Raw genomic sequence first — 16,832 nt, 5'->3', positions numbered from 1 at the left:
CCGGGTTATAGAGATGGCTTGGGAAGATCGGACTCCTTTTGAAGCCATCACTTACCAATTTGCTTTGGCAGAAAAAGACGTGATCGCTTTGATGAGAAAGGAACTGAAAAGAAGTTCTTTCAATTTGTGGCGGGCTCGTGTGAATTCGGGAGTAAGCCAAAAGCATTTGCACAAAAGAAATGCTGAAATCGATCGATTCCGGTGCAGCCGACAAAAATCAATCTCTGGAAATAAAATTAGTAAGAGATAAGATGAGCGATGCTGTAATTAGAATGACGAAAGAAATGATGTCGGAGAGTGAAAAATATTTCCGGATCAAACTGATCAACTCTTTAGCCGGAATTCGGCAGGTTGCTTTGATAGGAACGAAGTCGAAAGAGGGTCAGGAAAATGTTGCGATCTTCAATTCGGTGATCCATTTGGGAGCGAATCCGCCGTTATTTGGTTTTATTTCAAGACCCGATGTCGTGGAGCGCGATACTTTAGAAAATATTAGGGAAACTGGCTCTTACACGATTAATTTGATCGATAAAAAGTGGATAAAAGAGGCACATCAAACTTCGGCTCGTTATCCAAAAAATATTTCTGAGTTTGAAGCTGTAGGTTTTACACCAGAGTATTTACTTGAAATTTTTCCGCCTTTTGTGAAGGAAGCCGACATTAAAATTGAAATGAAATTTGAACAGATCTTAAATATTGAAATTAACAACACGATCATGGTTATCGGAAGTATTGAGTCGATTCAAATTCCCGAAAAACGTTTGTCTGAAGATGGTTTGGTTAATCCAGACAATCTTTTATTAAGTGGTGGTTTAGATGCGTATTATTCGAGTCAGTTTTTAGAACAATTGCCTTATGCGAAACCTAAATAATGTGTTTTCACTTTGAAAAATGTAAAGAAGGTAAATCTTCCTTTTAAAATTTGTCCCGTCTGTAAAAAAGAATTTTCCTGGCGAAAAAAGTGGGAGAAAAATTGGGATAATGTCATTTATTGCAGTGAAAAATGCAAAAGGAATAAATAAATAAAAAAAATAAAATTCAGCGATGAAAAATATATTAATAATTGGTGCAGGAAGAGGAATTGGACTGAAAACCGCGCAACTTTTAAAAGAGGAAAATCTCTACACCATTTCGCGAAACTTAACACCAGAACTTGAAAGTTTAGGTACTCAATTTTTTCAGTTTGATGTTGCGAAAGACGACTTGAGTGAATTATCTTTGCCCGACCAATTACATGGCGTAGTTTTTTGTCCGGGATCCATCAACCTGAAGCCTTTTAACCGATTAACGGAAGAAGATTTCCTAGCAGATTTTCATCAGAATTTTTTGGGAGCAGTTCGCGTTATTCAGAAATGTTTGCCGATTCTAAAAAAGTCGGGTGGCGCAAGTATTGTCTTGTTCAGTACCGTTGCGGCTAAAGTAGGAATGCCTTTTCATACGTCGATCGCGGCAAGTAAAGGTGCCATTGAAAGTTTTGCCCGAAGTTTAGCTTCAGAATTAGCCGCTGCAAAAATCCGGGTAAATGTGATCGCACCGTCGCTATCAGATACTTCTTTGGCGGCAATGCTACTTTCAACGGAGGAAAAAAGGGAGGCTTCGGCAAAACGTCATCCATTGCAGAGAATTGGATCAACAGAAGACAGCGCGCAACTCGTCGAGTTTCTACTTTCAGATAAGAGTTCCTGGATAACAGGACAAGTAATCGGAGTTGACGGCGGTTTAGGAAATATAAAATTATAACAAAAAATTATTAATATGGAATTAAATTTAATCATCGATATCTTATCAGAATTAGATACTTTTCAAAAAGTTCAACCTGGGAATCAAACCAGTTTGGAAGATTTCCGTCTTTATTTAAATCAGAAAGCTTACGAAAGCGAAACGCCAAGAAACCTTACCGAAAAGTTTGGTCTAGAGGTTTTCGATCTTGAAAATGAAATCGCTAAACAGGTAATTATGCTGGGTCGTTATTCTAAGCATTTGATAAAGAAATCGTTAGAGAATCATCCTGATTTGGTGAATGAAGATTTTACTTATCTTTTTAGATTAATGGATTATCCGTCCCTGACGAAAATGCAGTTGATTGAAAAAAATGCCCACGAAAAACAAACTGGCATCGAAATCATCAAAAGATTGGTGAGAAATGGTTTATTGGTCGAAAGTCCAGACGAAAATGACAAGAGAAGTACTCGAATTTCGGTGACGGAAAAAGGGAAAAAAGTTTTTTCAGAATCGATGAAAGATATTACCATGGTTTCAAAAATCATGTGTGGAAAATTGGATCATGAAGAGAAGGAACATTTACTCAATTCTTTGAAGAAATTAAACACTTTCCATCATACGGTTTACACGAATTTAAGAAATGAGGAAACAAAGAAAATTTTGAAAATGGTAGAAAATGCCTAATAGAATTAGTATTTTCTGGTTCCGGCGAGATTTAAGACTGTCCGATAATCATGGGCTTTTTAAAGCTTTGGAGTCTTCAGAAAATATTTTACCTATTTTTATTTTTGATGAAGAAATTCTTTCAAAATTAGATAATAAAGAAGATAAAAGGGTCGACTTTATTTTCCAAGCTTTAGAAACACTTAATATTTATTTAGCAAAATCTGGCAAAGCAATTAAGATTTTACATGGTAATCCTTTAAATATTTTTAAAGATTTAGTAAAAGATTCCAAAATTGAAAGCGTTTTCTGTAATGAAGATTATGAACCTTCTGCCATTCAAAGAGATAAGGAAATTGATCAGTTTTTAAAGGAAAACGATATTCATTTTTATACTTTTAAAGATCAGGTTCATTTCCATAAAGATGATATTTTAAAATCCGATGGAACGCCTTATACCATTTACACACCTTATTCAAAGCAATGGTTAATAAAATATAATAATGATGTTGAAACCAAGTCATATCCTAGTGAGAAACTCCCTCATCATTTTATTAACGTTGAAAAACAGAAAATTACTTTAGAAAAAATCGGTTTCAAAAAAACAGATTATGAATTTAAAATTCCAAAAATTAATCGTGATATTTTAAAAACCTATCACGAAACCCGAAATTTTCCTACGACAAAAACTTCGGAAATGAGTGTTCATCTTCGTTTCGGAACAATAAGCGTCAGGAAATTAGCGGCAGAAGCCAATCACCTCAACGAAACTTATTTGAAAGAATTGATTTGGCGGGAATTTTTTATGCAGATTTTATATCACTTTCCAAAAGTTATTCACGAATCTTTTAAAAGAAAGTACGACAAAATCGCCTGGCTTTATGATGATGAAAGTTTAAAAAAATGGCAAGAGGGAAAAACCGGTTATCCGATTGTTGATGCAGGAATGCGGGAATTAAATGAAACAGGTTTTATGCATAATCGCGTTCGTATGGTTTGTGCGAGTTTCTTCACGAAACATCTTTTAATGGACTGGAGAATCGGTGAAGCTTATTTTGCAGAAAAGTTACTGGATTACGATTTATCTGCGAACAATGGAAACTGGCAATGGAGTGCAGGAACAGGTTGCGATTCGGCTCCATATTTCAGAGTTTTCAATCCGGAAGAACAGCAAAAGAAATTCGATCCAGAATTTAAATATATCAAAAAGTGGGTCAAAGAATTTGGAACTAAAGAATATCCACAACCAATGATTGATCATAAATTTGCACGTTTGCGAGCTCTCGAAACCTATAAAAAAGGCTTGCAGGAATAATTTAAAAAGCTTTTTTCTCGAGGGTTTCTCAGACTAAAATTTTCAAACTTTTTGGTAAAACTTTAATGTGAATAGGAGAGGAGATCTCATTGTATTCCCCATCCAGATGCCAGTCTTTGGTATTCACACTAAACTCAATTTCCGGAACCGAAAGATAGGTTACATATTGATCTTCTTTTAAATTTTTTGAAAACATACGGACCGCGAAAAGTGCGCCGTACGTTAATGGAAATTTTTTCACTAAAACAATTTCTGCCAAACCATCGACTGTGCTTGCATGCGGTGCGATATATGCATTATTCCCGAATTGACGGGTATTTGCAACGTTTAGCATGAGATATTCACCGTCGTATTTTTTAAAAACTTCAGATTTGAATCGAACTTGTATTGGTTTGTAATTAAAGAATGTCCTGATAGAAACTTGAATATAATTTTTGAAACCTCGACTTGTTTTTTCGAATTCCTTTACGACTTTTCCGTCGAAACCAGTCCCCGAAACATTGATTGAAAGTTGATCATTAAGTTTAAAAGTGTCGATTTCCCGAAATTGACAGGCTTTTATTTTTGCTAAAAGTTCATCTAAATTTTTTGTAAAATTGGTTTCATTAGAAAAACCATTTCCCGAACCTGCAGGAAATATAGCAAGAATTTTCCCAGTATTGATGAGGCTTTTTGCAACGGAGGAAATTGTTCCGTCGCCACCAACTGCTACGAAAATATCAGTATTTTCGAAATTCTCTTTAATGAAATTTTCAGTGCCTGTGAGTGATTCTGAAATATAAAAATTTGGATTTTCGACGCCTTTTTTTAAGGAATCAACAAAAAGCTGATAATTTTTCTTTGCAGAAAAAGGATTGATGATAAAAGCTACATTTTTCATGGTTTACAAAAATAAAGAAAGCAAATCATTAAACTTACTTTCTTCAAAATTATTATAATCCTAATCGGGTTTTGAATTCACTTTTCAGTAGAGGTTTGATAGCTGAAAAAGGAACTTTAATCAAAACCGGACCTGCAGCATAAGCTGTAATTTCATATTGATTATAAAGGAAATAAAGATGATCCTTTCCTAAATAAAAATTTTCTGTTAATGGAATTTCTTTCACCAGGAGCATTTCAGCCTGACCTTTTCCTAAATCGTTTTTCAGGAAATTATCCATCAAAATTCTACTCCAGATTTTAGGATCTTGCTCCGTCAAAATATCTGACAGGTGCAGTGTTTTATTATTTTTAAGATCAAAAACTTTATAAAATTCGTAGTAATATCCATGAGCGCCGCCTGTAAATCCATCCCCGGAATATTTGACCGTTAACAAATCGTTCCTATTGGAATAAACCGTCATGTCAGAATTATTATTCCAGGTTGTTTTAAAATCGGGTTTCCAATCTTTCAAGCCATCCTTCGTTTCTTTATAAAATTTAGCTTTTTTAGCCTCTAATTCTTTAGTGAGATTGGCTTTAGAATAATTAGTTGAATGAATGTTTTCTCTTGCATAGACTGAATCCAGTAAAGCTGAATCTTTAATTTGATTGAAAACCAATAACTTAGATCTAAAAGCAATTGTCAGATTTTTATCTACTTTTAGAGAATCATCAACTTTTACAGAATCCACCTCAAATTTTTCAGGAACAATAATTGTTTTTTCCTTAACTTTCGAAGCGGCTTCGACCGTTTTTTTTTCTTTATTACAGCTAAATAGAAATAAGGATAAGGTGATTGAAATGACGAAGAAATTTTTCATTTTTAAATTTAATGAAAATTATTTATTTAAAAAAATTTTAAGAATAGATTTCTTAAACCAAAAAAGTAATAAGCCATACATTATTAATAATTTTATGATAAAAAAAACTGCTCAAGAATTTGAACAGTTTAATATAAATATTTTAAGAAATCTTAAACATCAATTTTTGCATAGATAGCATTTTTCTCGATGAATTCTCTTCTTGGTGGTACTTCATCGCCCATCAACATAGAGAATACGTTGTCAGCTTCTGCTAAACTTTCGATCGTAACTTGTTTTAAAATTCTATTTTCAGGATTCAATGTAGTATCCCAAAGTTGTTCTGGATTCATTTCCCCAAGACCTTTGTAACGTTGTACTTCAACGCCTTTCCCGTCTGGAGCCATTTCTAACGTTATTTGTTCACGTTCTTTTTCGTTGTAGGCATAAATCTTTTTACTTCCTTTTTTTAATAAATATAAAGGAGGTTGTGCAATATAAATATATCCATTTTCAATTAATTCCTTCATATATCTGAAGAAGAAAGTCATAATTAAAGTTGAAATGTGAGCACCATCAATATCGGCATCACACATGATAACTACTTTATGGTATCTTAATTTTGCAATATTTAGGGCTTTCGAATCTTCTTCAGTTCCTACAGAAACACCAAGTGCGGTATAAATATTTTTGATCTCTTCGTTGTCGTAAACTTTGTGAACCATTGCTTTCTCTACGTTCAAAATTTTACCTCTTAATGGTAGAATCGCTTGAAAATGGCGGTCACGACCTTGTTTTGCTGTTCCACCCGCAGAATCTCCCTCGACTAAGAATAACTCAGAAATTGCAGGATCTTTGGAAGAACAATCAGAAAGTTTTCCTGGTAATCCACTTCCTCCCATTGGCGATTTACGTTGAACGAGTTCTCTTGCTTTTTTTGCAGCTTGTCTCGCTTTTGCAGCTAAAACTACTTTCTGAACGATCAATTTTGCTTCATTTGGATTTTCCTCCAAAAAGTTGCTCAACATTTCGCCCACGATCTTATCAACTGCACCAGAAACTTCAGAGTTTCCTAATTTCGTTTTGGTTTGACCTTCAAACTGAGGCTCCATTACCTTTACAGAAATCACGGCAGTTAAACCTTCACGGAAATCGTCACCGGTAACTTCTACTTTTTCTTTTGCAGGAAGTCCTAATTCATCTGCAAATTTCTTCAAAGTTCTCGTTAAAGCTCTTCTGAAACCTGCGAGGTGAGTTCCACCTTCATGAGTATTGATATTATTAACGTAAGAGTGCAGATTTTCGGTGTAAGAAGTGTTGTATCTCATCGCAACTTCTACAGGAATATTATCTTTTTCACCTTCCATGAAAATGACACTATTCATAATACTTTCACGATTACCGTCGATGTATTCTACGAATTCTCTCAGACCACCTTCAGAATAAAACAGTTCGCTTTTAAATTCACCATTTTCTTCTGTTACGCGTTCATCTGTTAAGGTAATTTTTATCCCTTTATTTAGATAAGAAAGTTCTCGCATTCTACTTGCTAAAGTATCGTAATTAAAGACTAATTCCTGAAAAATAGTATCGTCAGGTTGAAAGAAAACTTCGGTTCCTCTTTCAGTAGTAATTCCAATTTCCGTAACATCTGCTAAGGCTTTTCCTTTAGAATATTTCTGCTCATAAACTTTGCTATCTCTCTTAACGGTTGCAATTAAGGAATTTGAAAGTGCATTTACCACCGAAACACCAACTCCGTGAAGACCACCGGAAACTTTGTAAGAATCTTTATCGAATTTTCCACCAGCTCCAATTTTGGTCATTACAACTTCCAAAGCTGACTTCTGTTCTTTCTCGTGTAAATCTACTGGAATTCCACGACCGTTATCTTTTACAGAGATACTTTCACCTTCATGAATGATTACTGATATGGTGTCGCAATGTCCCGCTAAAGCCTCATCAATGGAGTTGTCAACAACTTCGTAAACTAAATGATGTAAACCTCTTAAACCTACATCACCGATGTACATTGAAGGTCTCATTCTTACGTGTTCCATTCCTTCTAAAGCTTGGATGCTACTCGCTGTATATTCTTTTTGACTCATAATATTTTTATTAGTTGAAGTAATTTTACAACAACATTTTCAATGAATTTATATTAAATTTTAACTGAAATTTCCGTCTTTTTTATAATTTCAAAAGGCTCACAAATATACTGAATTTCGATATAACATCAAAGTTAAGAAAGTCATAAAATTAGAGGTCTTTTATATGAAAAAATCCTCAAATATTTTGAGGATTTAAAATCTAAGTTTTCTATGGTTATAAATAATTAATCTGTTTTTTGATCAATTTTTAATTGAATATTTGCATCTCCCAACTCATCAAATGTTCCAATCGCTTTTGTCACTTTTACCTTTGATCCAAAAGTATCTGAAGAACCAGTTTTACAATATCTGCACGAATGAGGTAAGATTAAAATGAATAAAAATAGTAAGTTTTTCATGGTATTTCTTTTTAAAATCGAGCCACTAAAGCTCTATTGTCACCGGTAAATCTCCTTATAGGCGTTCCAACTCTATCCATCAGAATTTTTGTTTCGCCATTTTTTTCAACGCTTATGAAGATTTTATCTACATCCCAATTATCTGCGCCGATACCTCCACCTCCTGTATGACGAACTTCCACTTCCTTAATGTCATTAAAATCCATGGCGGCAGAATTCATGATTTCCATAACACGACTTGTTTCCGTAAAATTGTTCCATTTTCTTTTGGCATTGATATTTCTCAGAACGTAAACCTGCGGGCTGTTTCGCATTCGAATCGTAATATTGACATTGTCATTATCGCCACCTTCCAAATTATCTCCGCCCGTACCGATGGTGAATGACAATTTAGCATTCGTTCTTGTCGATATAGAGGGAGTTGTTGTAGTAGCCGTATAAATATGAGGGAAAGTGTAATTGAAAGTGTTGCCGCAATAACTGCAGGGATTTCTGTTTTCATAGATAAAGCGGTAAAGTGGAATTCTGCCGACTCCCTTCAAATCTGCTAAAACATATCTTTTCATCATTCCATTTTCGGCAATATTTGCTACAACCGTTAATTTTCCCAAATTCCAGTTATCTGCCATTGCGCCATCTACATTATTCCAGGAGCCTGTTGCATTTCCCCGAATGACAGCGATGGTTTTGATGTCGGTTACCACAATATTTGCCGGTAATGGCGAAACGAATCTTCGCACTGAATTGTTTGGCCAGTTTTCGCCTTTATTTACATTCTCCAGAAACAAATCAGGTTTTCCGTTGAAAGTAATTCTTACATCTACATTTTTCTAAAAATCGCGGTGGTCAAGATTATCGTCTCCCGTTTTAAAGTCGATGGTAAGTGAGTTTTCAAGCACTAAAGCATTGACGTTTTTCCCGAACTTTTTCGAGATAGAACTACTTGTTATATTTCCAATTGCACTTGCAAAACAAAATAGATTGAGCATTAATAAAAGTGTAATTTTTTTCATGATTTTGAGTTTTTTAATTTGGTGTAGAATGTGTTTTGAAGAGGTTAATTTTACGTATGAAACTACCTGTAAGAAGATTTGATTTTTGAGATTATAAAAACTGAAAAGGAAATAAAATTGTAAAAAGGTAGATTTTTGTTTTAATGATGGGTAATTTCTCAGCTATCTTTTTAGAATGAATAATTGATTTATAAAATAGAATTTTTATTAATTTTTAGAAAAAAGTTATTTGGTGGAACTGGAAGAATTATGATTTTAAAATTGGTAATTGCTTAAAAAAGTTTACAATTATATTTGATAAAGTAAATATGCTTAAGTTTGTTCTAATAGAAAATAGTAGATATCTGTCATTTTAATGAAAAATTGAGAATATAAATGAATAAAGATTCTGAAATTAAACCAATCGACTACGAAACATTTTCCACGAGTTTGAAAGTGGAAAACAAAAAGAAAATGGATTTGGAGAAGATCTTTAGAAGAGATATCGAAAATATCTCCAAATATGCGATCGGTCCTTATTTTTGGTTCATTCCAGATAACTCCAATATGACCATCTTTCAAACCAGCGACAATATTCATGAATTAACAAACTATAAAAAGAATGAATGGAAAAAATATGAACCCGAATTTCTCAGTCCAATTATGCATCCTGAAGATTGGATCTATTTTTTGGGTGGCGTAAAATATATGCTGGGTTTTTTGCAAAATCTACCGGTCGCTGAGCGGAAAAATTACCGTTTCAATATTTACGCAAGAATTAAAAATGTGAAAGGGGAATACAGATGGATGGTAATCCAATTTCCAAAAATCATTTATAATGCAGAAGGAAATGGGCTGAGTTCTTTGATCGTGGTAAGTGATCTAAGCCATTTTTCGATTGTGAATCAACCTGTAATGACCTTGATCGATACTACAAATTCCAGAAAGCCATTTTACAAAGCGATTGTTGACAAAGATGAACCTTCTACCAGTATTAACAGAGCGAATATTACCAAAAGAGAACGGGAAATTCTTGCTTTAATGATCAACGGAAAAAATAGTCCCGAAATCGCGGAAGAACTTTTCATTTCTTATCACACCGTCGAAAATCACAAAAAGAACTTGCGTGTAAAAACGGGAAGTAAAACCTCCGTAGAATTGATTTATTACGTTTTACATCGCAATATTTTATAAAAAAAATCCTCAAAAATTTGAGGATTGATAAGTTAATAGTTAACTTTTCTTTGTTGTTAAACTAAAGTTGCTTCTACTCTAATTTCGGTATTGAGTAATTTAGAAATAGGGCAGTTCTTTTCTGCATCAGCAACTAATTCATCAAATTTTTCTTTAGAAATTCCTTGAACTGTTGCGACTAATGTCAACATTGATTCCGTTATTTTTCCTTCTTTGGCGTCCAAATTAATGACACATTTTGTTTCTAAGTTTTCTGCTTTAAAACCTGCTTCATCTATTTTGAAAGATAAAGCCATCGTGAAGCAACCTGCGTGTGCTGCTGCGATCAGTTCTTCAGGATTTGTTCCTACGCCTTCTTCAAAGCGCGAGCTGTAGGAATATTGCGTCTTGTTTAAGGTCGTGCTTTGAGTAGTCAAATTTCCTTTTCCATCTTTACCTGAACCTTGCCAAATGGCTGTTGCATTTCTTTTCATAATAGGATTGTTTAAGGTGTTTTATATTTTTTTCATCAAAACGACATCGTCGATCTTCTCTACTTTAACCAAGTTATATTTCGTTAAGTTTTTTGCCGCTTTGTCCCATTTCTTTCCAGAAAGGTTACTCTTCACTTTTACCAAGCCCAAAGTCATTGGTTCTTCAGAAGAACTCAAGATCTCTAAAACCAGTTTTTCGTCTTCATCCAGTTCGAAAGTTGGAGTAGCTTTTTCCGGCTTCATTTGTGGGAAAAATAATACTTCCTGAATCGATTGATTGTTGGTCATAAACATGATCAAACGATCCATACCAATTCCCATTCCCGAAGTGGGCGGCATACCGTATTCTAAAGCTCTCAAGAAATCTTCGTCTATAAATTGTCCTGCTTCATCATCTCCTTTTTCGGCTAATTTTAATTGATCTTCAAACCTTTCTCTTTGGTCGATTGGGTCATTTAATTCCGAATAAGCATTTGCGATTTCTTTACCACAAACCATTAATTCAAATCGCTCCGTTAAACCTTCCTGCGTTCTGTGTTTTTTTGTCAAAGGCGACATTTCGATAGGGTAGTCTGTTATGAAAGTCGGCTGTATAAAGTTACCTTCACATTTTTCCCCAAAAATTTCATCGATCAACTTTCCTTTACCCATAGTTTCATTCACGTCGATTCCGATTGCTTTTGCGAAATCAAAGAGTTCCTGTTCAGATTTCCCTGTGATATCAAACCCGGTATATTTAATGATCGCTTCCGTCATCGAAACCCGCGCGTAAGGTGCTTTGAAACTAATTTCCTGATCCCCAAATTTAGCATCGGTTGTGCCATTTACAGCAATTGCGCAATGTTCGATCATTTTTTCGGTGAAATCCATCATCCAGTAGTAGTCTTTGTAGGCTACATAAATTTCCATGACGGTAAACTCCGGATTATGAGTTCTGTCCATCCCTTCATTTCTGAAGTTTTTAGAAAATTCATAAACGCCATCAAAACCACCAACGATCAATCTTTTCAGATATAATTCATTTGCGATTCTCATATATAATGGAACATCCAAAGCATTATGATGCGTCATAAATGGTCTTGCTGCAGCACCGCCTGCTATTGCTTGTAAAACGGGCGTTTCTACTTCAATATAACCTGCGTCATTGAAAAACTGACGCATGGCATTGTACAATTTCGTTCTTTTTAAAAATGTCTCTTTTACGTGAGTGTTCACTATTAAATCTACATAACGCTGTCTGTACCGAAGTTCAGGATCATTAAATGCGTCGTAAGTCACTCCATTTTCATCCGTTCGGGGTTGTGGAAGCGGACGTAAAGATTTAGTTAAAATTTTAAAATTCGTAACCTTCACCGTCATTTCACCAACTTGGGTGTTGAATAGTTCACCTTCAATTCCGATGATATCACCAATGTCCAAGAGGTGTTTGTAAACTTCGTTATAGAGGGATTTATCTTCGCCAGTACAGATTTCATCTCTATTAAAGTAAACCTGAATTTTACCTTCCGAATCCTGGAGTTCCGCAAAACTTGCTTTTCCCTGAATTCTGCGGCTCATCAATCTACCCGCGATGGTCACTTTTTTACCTTCAACAAAATCTTGTTTGATGCTTTTCGTCGTTTCTGTAATTTTATATTCTTCGGCTGGAAAAGCGTTGATGCCCATTTTTTCCAGGGTTTGTAACTTTTCTCTCCTGATGATTTCCTGTTCTGATAACTGCATTTTTCTTGCTTTTTAAGTCTGCAAATTTAGTGATTTTTTTACGAAGAATAGAAGGCTAAAATTGAGTATAAATTTAAAGATAGTTAAGGATTTCGTCGTTTTTAAAGAGTGATAATTTTTATAACTAATTCAGTTACAATAGATGATTTTTATTTGGTTCCATTCCAAATTCATAAATTAGAGCATTGTATGGACTATTATTTGTAAATTTGTACTGTGAAAAAATGGCTGCTGTACTTTATGGTTTTTACTTATCTAACTTCTTTTTGTGAAGTTAGACAGGTGGCGAAACTTCCGAAGCTCGTTCAACATTATATTTCACACAAGATCGCTGATCATGATATCTCGGTATATGCATTTTTTAAGATGCATTATTTAGACGAACAAAAAAAGGATAAAGATTATTCGGAAGATATGAAACTGCCTTTTAAAACTCATGATTTTTCAGGTGCTTCTATCACTTTAAACATTCCACCTGAAAAGGCATTCATAAACATTCAGCATCGCTCAATTTACGTTGATTACTCAACTAACTTTTCTTATTCAGAAAAGCTTTATCCTTCCGTATTTCAAAAAATTTGGGAACCTCCTAAGATTTAATTTAAAAATTTTCTCGCATTCCACTTTATCAAACCTTTCGGTTTCGACTTATGGTATGCTAAACAAGAATTAAATTTTAAATCAAAAAAATGGACGAATTACATTTGCATCTGGTTGTAAATCATTTGCCGATCATATTTCCTATTGTAGGAATCATTATACTCCTTATCGGAATTTTCAGTAAATCAGAAGTTACTAAACGAAACGCGTACATCATCTTTATTCTCGGAGCCATAACTTCTATTGCAGCGATTGTTACTGGTGAAAACGCAGAAAATTCCGCCACACAGATTGCAGGCCTTTCTGAAAACCTTATTGAAAAACATGCGGATGTTTCTGAAATTTTTGCAGCCCTAACATACGTTTTAGGAGGAATTTCATTGGTTGCTCTTATTGCAAGTTTTAGGAATTCAGTCATATCGAAATATGCTCCCTATGCAGTGGGAATTCTCGCGATTGTTTGTCTCTTCTTTGCTCAAAAAGTAGGAACAACTGGTGGTGAAATTAAACACACTGAAATCAGAACTGGTAAAGACTTCGACTATCGAAATTTCGAGGGCAATGATCCAACTTCCAAAAGTGACAAACATGATGATTAACAATTTTATGTATAACCTACATTCTCTGACAATTTTTAAAGAAAAAAAATGCTTAATAAAATAATAGAATTTTCTATAAAAAATAAACTGATCATCATTTTGATGACGCTTGGTTTAATTATTTATGGACTGTTCGAACTCAGAAAACTTCCCATCGATGCGGTTCCTGATATCACCGATAATCAGGTTCAGATCATTACGGTTTCTCCCAGTTTGGGTGCGCCGGATGTGGAACGGTTTATTACTTTTCCTTTAGAACAAATAAATTATAATATCCAGGGGATCAAAGAAATGCGAAGTTTCTCGCGCTTTGGTTTATCGGTTATAACCATTGTATTTAAAGATGATATCGATTTACTGATGGCTCGTCAACAAGTTGCAGAACGACTTCAACAAGTTTCAAAAGATATCCCTACCAATTTAGGAGTTCCACAAATGGCGCCGATTTCCACAGGTTTGGGGGAAATTTATCAATATGTTGTCCGTCCGAAAAAAGGCTATGAACACCGTTATAATCCAATGGAATTACGAACAATTCAAGACTGGATTGTCCGCCGACAGTTACTCGGAACACCTGGAGTTGCTGATGTTGCCAGTTTTGGTGGCTATTTAAAACAATATGAAGTCGCCGTAAATCCAGCCATTTTAAAATCAATGGGCGTTACTATTACCGAAGTATTTAATGCACTGCAAAAAAACAATCAAAATACAGGTGGTGCTTATATTGAAAAAGGACCAAGCGTTTTGTTCATCAGAACGGAAGGTTTGATGAATCAAATTCCAGACATTGAAAATACCGTCGTTAAAAATTTGGCGGATGGAACACCAATTCTTATTAAAAATATAGGAACAGTGCAATACGGAAAAGCCATTCGTTACGGTGCGATGACTTATAATGGAGAAGGAGAAGTTGCGGGAGCAGTAGTAATGATGATGAAAGGCGCAAACTCTAATGAAGTTATTAAAGAGGTCAAAACCAGAATTGCCGAAATTCAAAAAACACTTCCGGAAGGAGTAAAAATAGACGCCTTTCTCGACCGTACTAAAATGGTGAATAATGCCATCAGTACAGTAAGCAAAAACTTGTTGGAAGGTGCTTTGATCGTAATATTCGTCTTGGTTTTATTTCTTGGAAATTTCCGCGCCGGACTTTTGGTTGCTTCGGTCATTCCTTTAGCAATGCTCTTTGCGATTATCATGATGAATATTTTCGGTGTATCTGGAAACTTAATGAGTTTGGGAGCGCTGGATTTTGGATTGATTGTCGATGGTGCGGTCATTATTGTCGAAGCCATTTTACATCGTTTTAAACATTTGACTAAGTTTCAGGATAAAAAGATTTCCCAGGAATTTATGGATCGCGAGGTTTATACTTCTTCGAGTACGATGATGAATTCAGCGGTTTTCGGACAGATTATTATTCTCATCGTTTACTTGCCTATTTTAACTTTGCAAGGCATTGAAGGAAAGATGTTTAAACCAATGGCACAAACGGTGATTTTCGCTTTGTTAGGGGCATTTATTCTTTCTCTCACCTATATTCCGATGATGAGTTCGCTATTCCTATCTAAAAAAATAGACCTCAAGAAAAACTTTTCCGACAAAATGATGGCTGGGTTAGAAGTCTTTTACCATCGAACTTTAAATTTCGTTCTGAAGATTCCAAATTTGGTTTTCTTTAGCGTTGTTGGATTATTTTTCGTGTCCTTATTTGTAATGTCGAGATTAGGCGGGGAATTTATCCCATCTCTCCCAGAAGGAGATTTTGCTGTTGATACCAGAGTTTTACCGGGAAGTAATTTAAAAACCTCTACTGACGCAGTGCAGAAATCATCAAAGATTTTAATGAAAAAATTCCCCGAAATTGAAAAAGTCGTGGGTAAAACAGGAAGCAGTGAAATCCCAACCGATCCGATGCCGATTGAAGCAAGTGATATGATGATTATTCTAAAACCTCGGAAAGAATGGACTTCTGCTAAAACCTATGATGAACTCGCCGAAAAAATGTCTGCAGAATTGAAGAAAAATTTAGTTGGTGTGACATTTTCCTTTCAATATCCAGTTGCCATGCGTTTTAACGAATTGATGACAGGTGCGAGACAAGATGTGGTTTGTAAAATTTATGGAGAAGATCTGGATAGTTTAAAAGTATATTCCGAAAAATTAGGGGAGATTGCAAAGAAAATAAAGGGTGCACAAAATATTTATGTCGAACCGATTTCTGGGATGCCACAAATTGTAATTTCCTATAAAAGAGATGCCCTTTCGCAATTCGGATTAAACGTAGAAGATGTGAATAACATTGTCAATACCGCTTTTGCAGGACAATCAACAGGTGCCGTTTTCGAAGGTGAGAAGAAATTCGATTTGGTGGTTCGTTTAGATGGCGAACAAAGAAAGAATGTCGATGACGTCAACAATCTATTAATTTCGACACCTTCAGGAACTGAAATTCCGTTGAGCACAGTTGCGACTGTTGAACTCAAGGAAAGTGTCAATCAAATTCAGCGTGAAAATGCGCAACGCAGAATTATCGTCGGCTTCAATGTCAGAAACCGCGATATTCAGTCAACAGTAGAGGATTTACAGAAAGTTGTTGAAAAAGATTTCAAACTCCCGACGGGTTATTCTATTTCTTATGGCGGAACTTTCGAAAACCTTCAACATGCAAAATCCCGTCTAATGATTGCTGTTCCTGTAAGTTTATTGCTGATTTTACTGATGCTCTATTTCGCCTTTAACTCCGTAAAATATGGGTTGCTTATTTTCTCCGCGATTCCACTTTCTATGATCGGCGGAATTCTTTCCCTTTGGATCCGCGGAATGAATTTTAGTATTTCCGCCGGGGTCGGTTTCATCGCACTTTTCGGGGTTGCAGTATTAAACGGAATCGTCTTGATCGCAGAATTTAATCGGCAAAAACTAAAACATTCTGATTTAAAAGACGTCGTAAAAATCGGTGGTAGAACGCGATTACGCCCAGTTTTAATGACTGCTTTGGTAGCATCACTTGGATTTTTACCAATGGCACTAAGTACCGGCGAAGGTGCAGAAGTACAAAGACCTTTAGCAACAGTCGTTATCGGTGGTTTACTTTTGGCAACTTTCCTCACACTCTATCTATTGCCCCTAATTTATATCTGGTTTGAGGAACATTTCCCGGACAGACGTAAAAAAATTCAGGAAATAAGTGAAGAAGAAGATGGTTACGATGAATAGTTTTTTTGGGGCAGACATTTCCGCCTTCCGCTCCCAATCTTTTTGTTCCGCTTCGCTGCACAAAAAGGATTTTCACTCAAGTCGGGCTGCAGATTTTCGCTAA

Annotated in this window: 18 protein-coding genes; 10 read left to right on the top strand and 8 right to left on the bottom strand. The window is 35.2% G+C overall.

What is annotated here, in order from left to right; genetic code table 11:
- The first annotated feature begins 13 nt into the window (after positions 1-13).
- From OA86_RS10080 to OA86_RS10060, 6 genes are read left to right on the top strand one after another with little or no spacing between them, the layout of a single operon-like run.
- The gene (locus OA86_RS10080) at positions 14-250 is read left to right on the top strand and encodes a TIGR03643 family protein (RefSeq protein WP_052257480.1); all 237 of its coding nucleotides are present in this window, start codon (positions 14-16) and stop codon (positions 248-250) included.
- Entirely contained in the window at positions 180-872 is a 693-nt protein-coding gene (locus OA86_RS10075) for a flavin reductase family protein (protein ID WP_198410772.1), read from the top strand. Before OA86_RS10080 ends, OA86_RS10075 begins: the two co-directional genes overlap by 71 nt.
- Positions 873-884: 12 nt before the next feature.
- Complete coding sequence (locus tag OA86_RS15550; RefSeq protein WP_074781408.1) at positions 885-1,022, top strand: DUF2256 domain-containing protein; 138 nt, start codon at positions 885-887, stop codon at positions 1,020-1,022.
- Between the two features lie 22 nt (positions 1,023-1,044).
- Complete coding sequence (locus OA86_RS10070) at positions 1,045-1,740, top strand: SDR family NAD(P)-dependent oxidoreductase (protein WP_039352473.1); 696 nt, start codon at positions 1,045-1,047, stop codon at positions 1,738-1,740.
- A 15-nt stretch (positions 1,741-1,755) separates the two neighbouring features.
- On the top strand, positions 1,756-2,406 hold the full coding sequence (locus OA86_RS10065) for a MarR family winged helix-turn-helix transcriptional regulator (RefSeq protein ID WP_039352470.1): 651 nt from the start codon (positions 1,756-1,758) through the stop codon (positions 2,404-2,406).
- Positions 2,399-3,700, top strand: coding sequence for a cryptochrome/photolyase family protein (locus tag OA86_RS10060; protein WP_039352465.1), 1,302 nt, complete (start codon positions 2,399-2,401; stop codon positions 3,698-3,700). Before OA86_RS10065 ends, OA86_RS10060 begins: the two co-directional genes overlap by 8 nt.
- 28 nt (positions 3,701-3,728) lie before the next feature.
- Here OA86_RS10060 and OA86_RS10055 read toward each other — a convergent pair whose 3' ends face one another.
- The 6 genes from OA86_RS10055 to OA86_RS10030 form a co-directional block, all read right to left on the bottom strand.
- Entirely contained in the window at positions 3,729-4,580 is an 852-nt protein-coding gene (locus OA86_RS10055) for a diacylglycerol/lipid kinase family protein (protein WP_039352462.1), read from the bottom strand.
- Positions 4,581-4,632: 52 nt separating this feature from the next.
- The gene (locus tag OA86_RS10050) at positions 4,633-5,442 is read right to left on the bottom strand and encodes a PdaC/RsiV family protein (protein ID WP_039352461.1); all 810 of its coding nucleotides are present in this window, start codon (positions 5,440-5,442) and stop codon (positions 4,633-4,635) included.
- A 152-nt stretch (positions 5,443-5,594) separates the two neighbouring features.
- Entirely contained in the window at positions 5,595-7,529 is a 1,935-nt protein-coding gene (gyrB, locus tag OA86_RS10040; protein WP_039352456.1) for a DNA topoisomerase (ATP-hydrolyzing) subunit B, read from the bottom strand.
- 227 nt (positions 7,530-7,756) lie between these two features.
- The gene (locus tag OA86_RS15695) at positions 7,757-7,930 is read right to left on the bottom strand and encodes a hypothetical protein (protein WP_156127378.1); all 174 of its coding nucleotides are present in this window, start codon (positions 7,928-7,930) and stop codon (positions 7,757-7,759) included.
- An 11-nt stretch (positions 7,931-7,941) separates the two neighbouring features.
- Positions 7,942-8,718 carry a hypothetical protein gene (locus OA86_RS10035; RefSeq protein WP_039352454.1) on the bottom strand — a complete coding sequence of 259 codons (777 nt, stop codon included), beginning with the start codon at positions 8,716-8,718 and terminating at the stop codon, positions 7,942-7,944.
- Positions 8,719-8,760: 42 nt separating this feature from the next.
- Positions 8,761-8,943 (bottom strand): hypothetical protein, encoded by a 183-nt coding sequence (locus OA86_RS10030; RefSeq protein ID WP_039352444.1) that lies wholly within the window; start codon positions 8,941-8,943, stop codon positions 8,761-8,763.
- Positions 8,944-9,318: 375 nt separating this feature from the next.
- Here OA86_RS10030 and OA86_RS10025 point away from each other — a divergent pair, with 375 nt between their 5' ends.
- Positions 9,319-10,116, top strand: coding sequence for a response regulator transcription factor (locus OA86_RS10025; RefSeq protein WP_039352443.1), 798 nt, complete (start codon positions 9,319-9,321; stop codon positions 10,114-10,116).
- A gap of 56 nt (positions 10,117-10,172) precedes the next feature.
- Here the strand turns inward: OA86_RS10025 and OA86_RS10020 are convergent, their stop codons facing one another.
- Complete coding sequence (locus tag OA86_RS10020; RefSeq protein WP_039352442.1) at positions 10,173-10,589, bottom strand: OsmC family protein; 417 nt, start codon at positions 10,587-10,589, stop codon at positions 10,173-10,175.
- Between the two features lie 21 nt (positions 10,590-10,610).
- Positions 10,611-12,311, bottom strand: a complete 1,701-nt coding sequence (lysS, locus tag OA86_RS10015; protein WP_039352440.1) for a lysine--tRNA ligase — start codon at positions 12,309-12,311, stop codon at positions 10,611-10,613.
- Positions 12,312-12,551: 240 nt separating this feature from the next.
- Here lysS and OA86_RS10010 point away from each other — a divergent pair, with 240 nt between their 5' ends.
- The 3 genes from OA86_RS10010 to OA86_RS10000 all read left to right on the top strand — a co-directional run bounded on the left by OA86_RS10010 (position 12,552) and on the right by OA86_RS10000 (position 16,729).
- A complete protein-coding gene (locus OA86_RS10010) occupies positions 12,552-12,911 on the top strand; it encodes a hypothetical protein (protein ID WP_052257478.1) in 360 nt (119 codons plus the stop codon).
- A gap of 89 nt (positions 12,912-13,000) precedes the next feature.
- Positions 13,001-13,510 carry a DUF4064 domain-containing protein gene (locus OA86_RS10005; RefSeq protein ID WP_074781407.1) on the top strand — a complete coding sequence of 170 codons (510 nt, stop codon included), beginning with the start codon at positions 13,001-13,003 and terminating at the stop codon, positions 13,508-13,510.
- Positions 13,511-13,558: 48 nt separating this feature from the next.
- A complete protein-coding gene (locus OA86_RS10000) occupies positions 13,559-16,729 on the top strand; it encodes an efflux RND transporter permease subunit (protein WP_052257477.1) in 3,171 nt (1,056 codons plus the stop codon).
- Positions 16,730-16,832: the final 103 nt, after the last annotated feature.

The organism is Kaistella jeonii (assembly GCF_000812865.1).
Taxonomy (GTDB): Bacteria; Bacteroidota; Bacteroidia; order Flavobacteriales; family Weeksellaceae; genus Kaistella; species Kaistella jeonii.
Note: the sequence above shows the minus strand (reverse complement) of the source record. Positions and strands in the feature narration are given on the sequence as shown.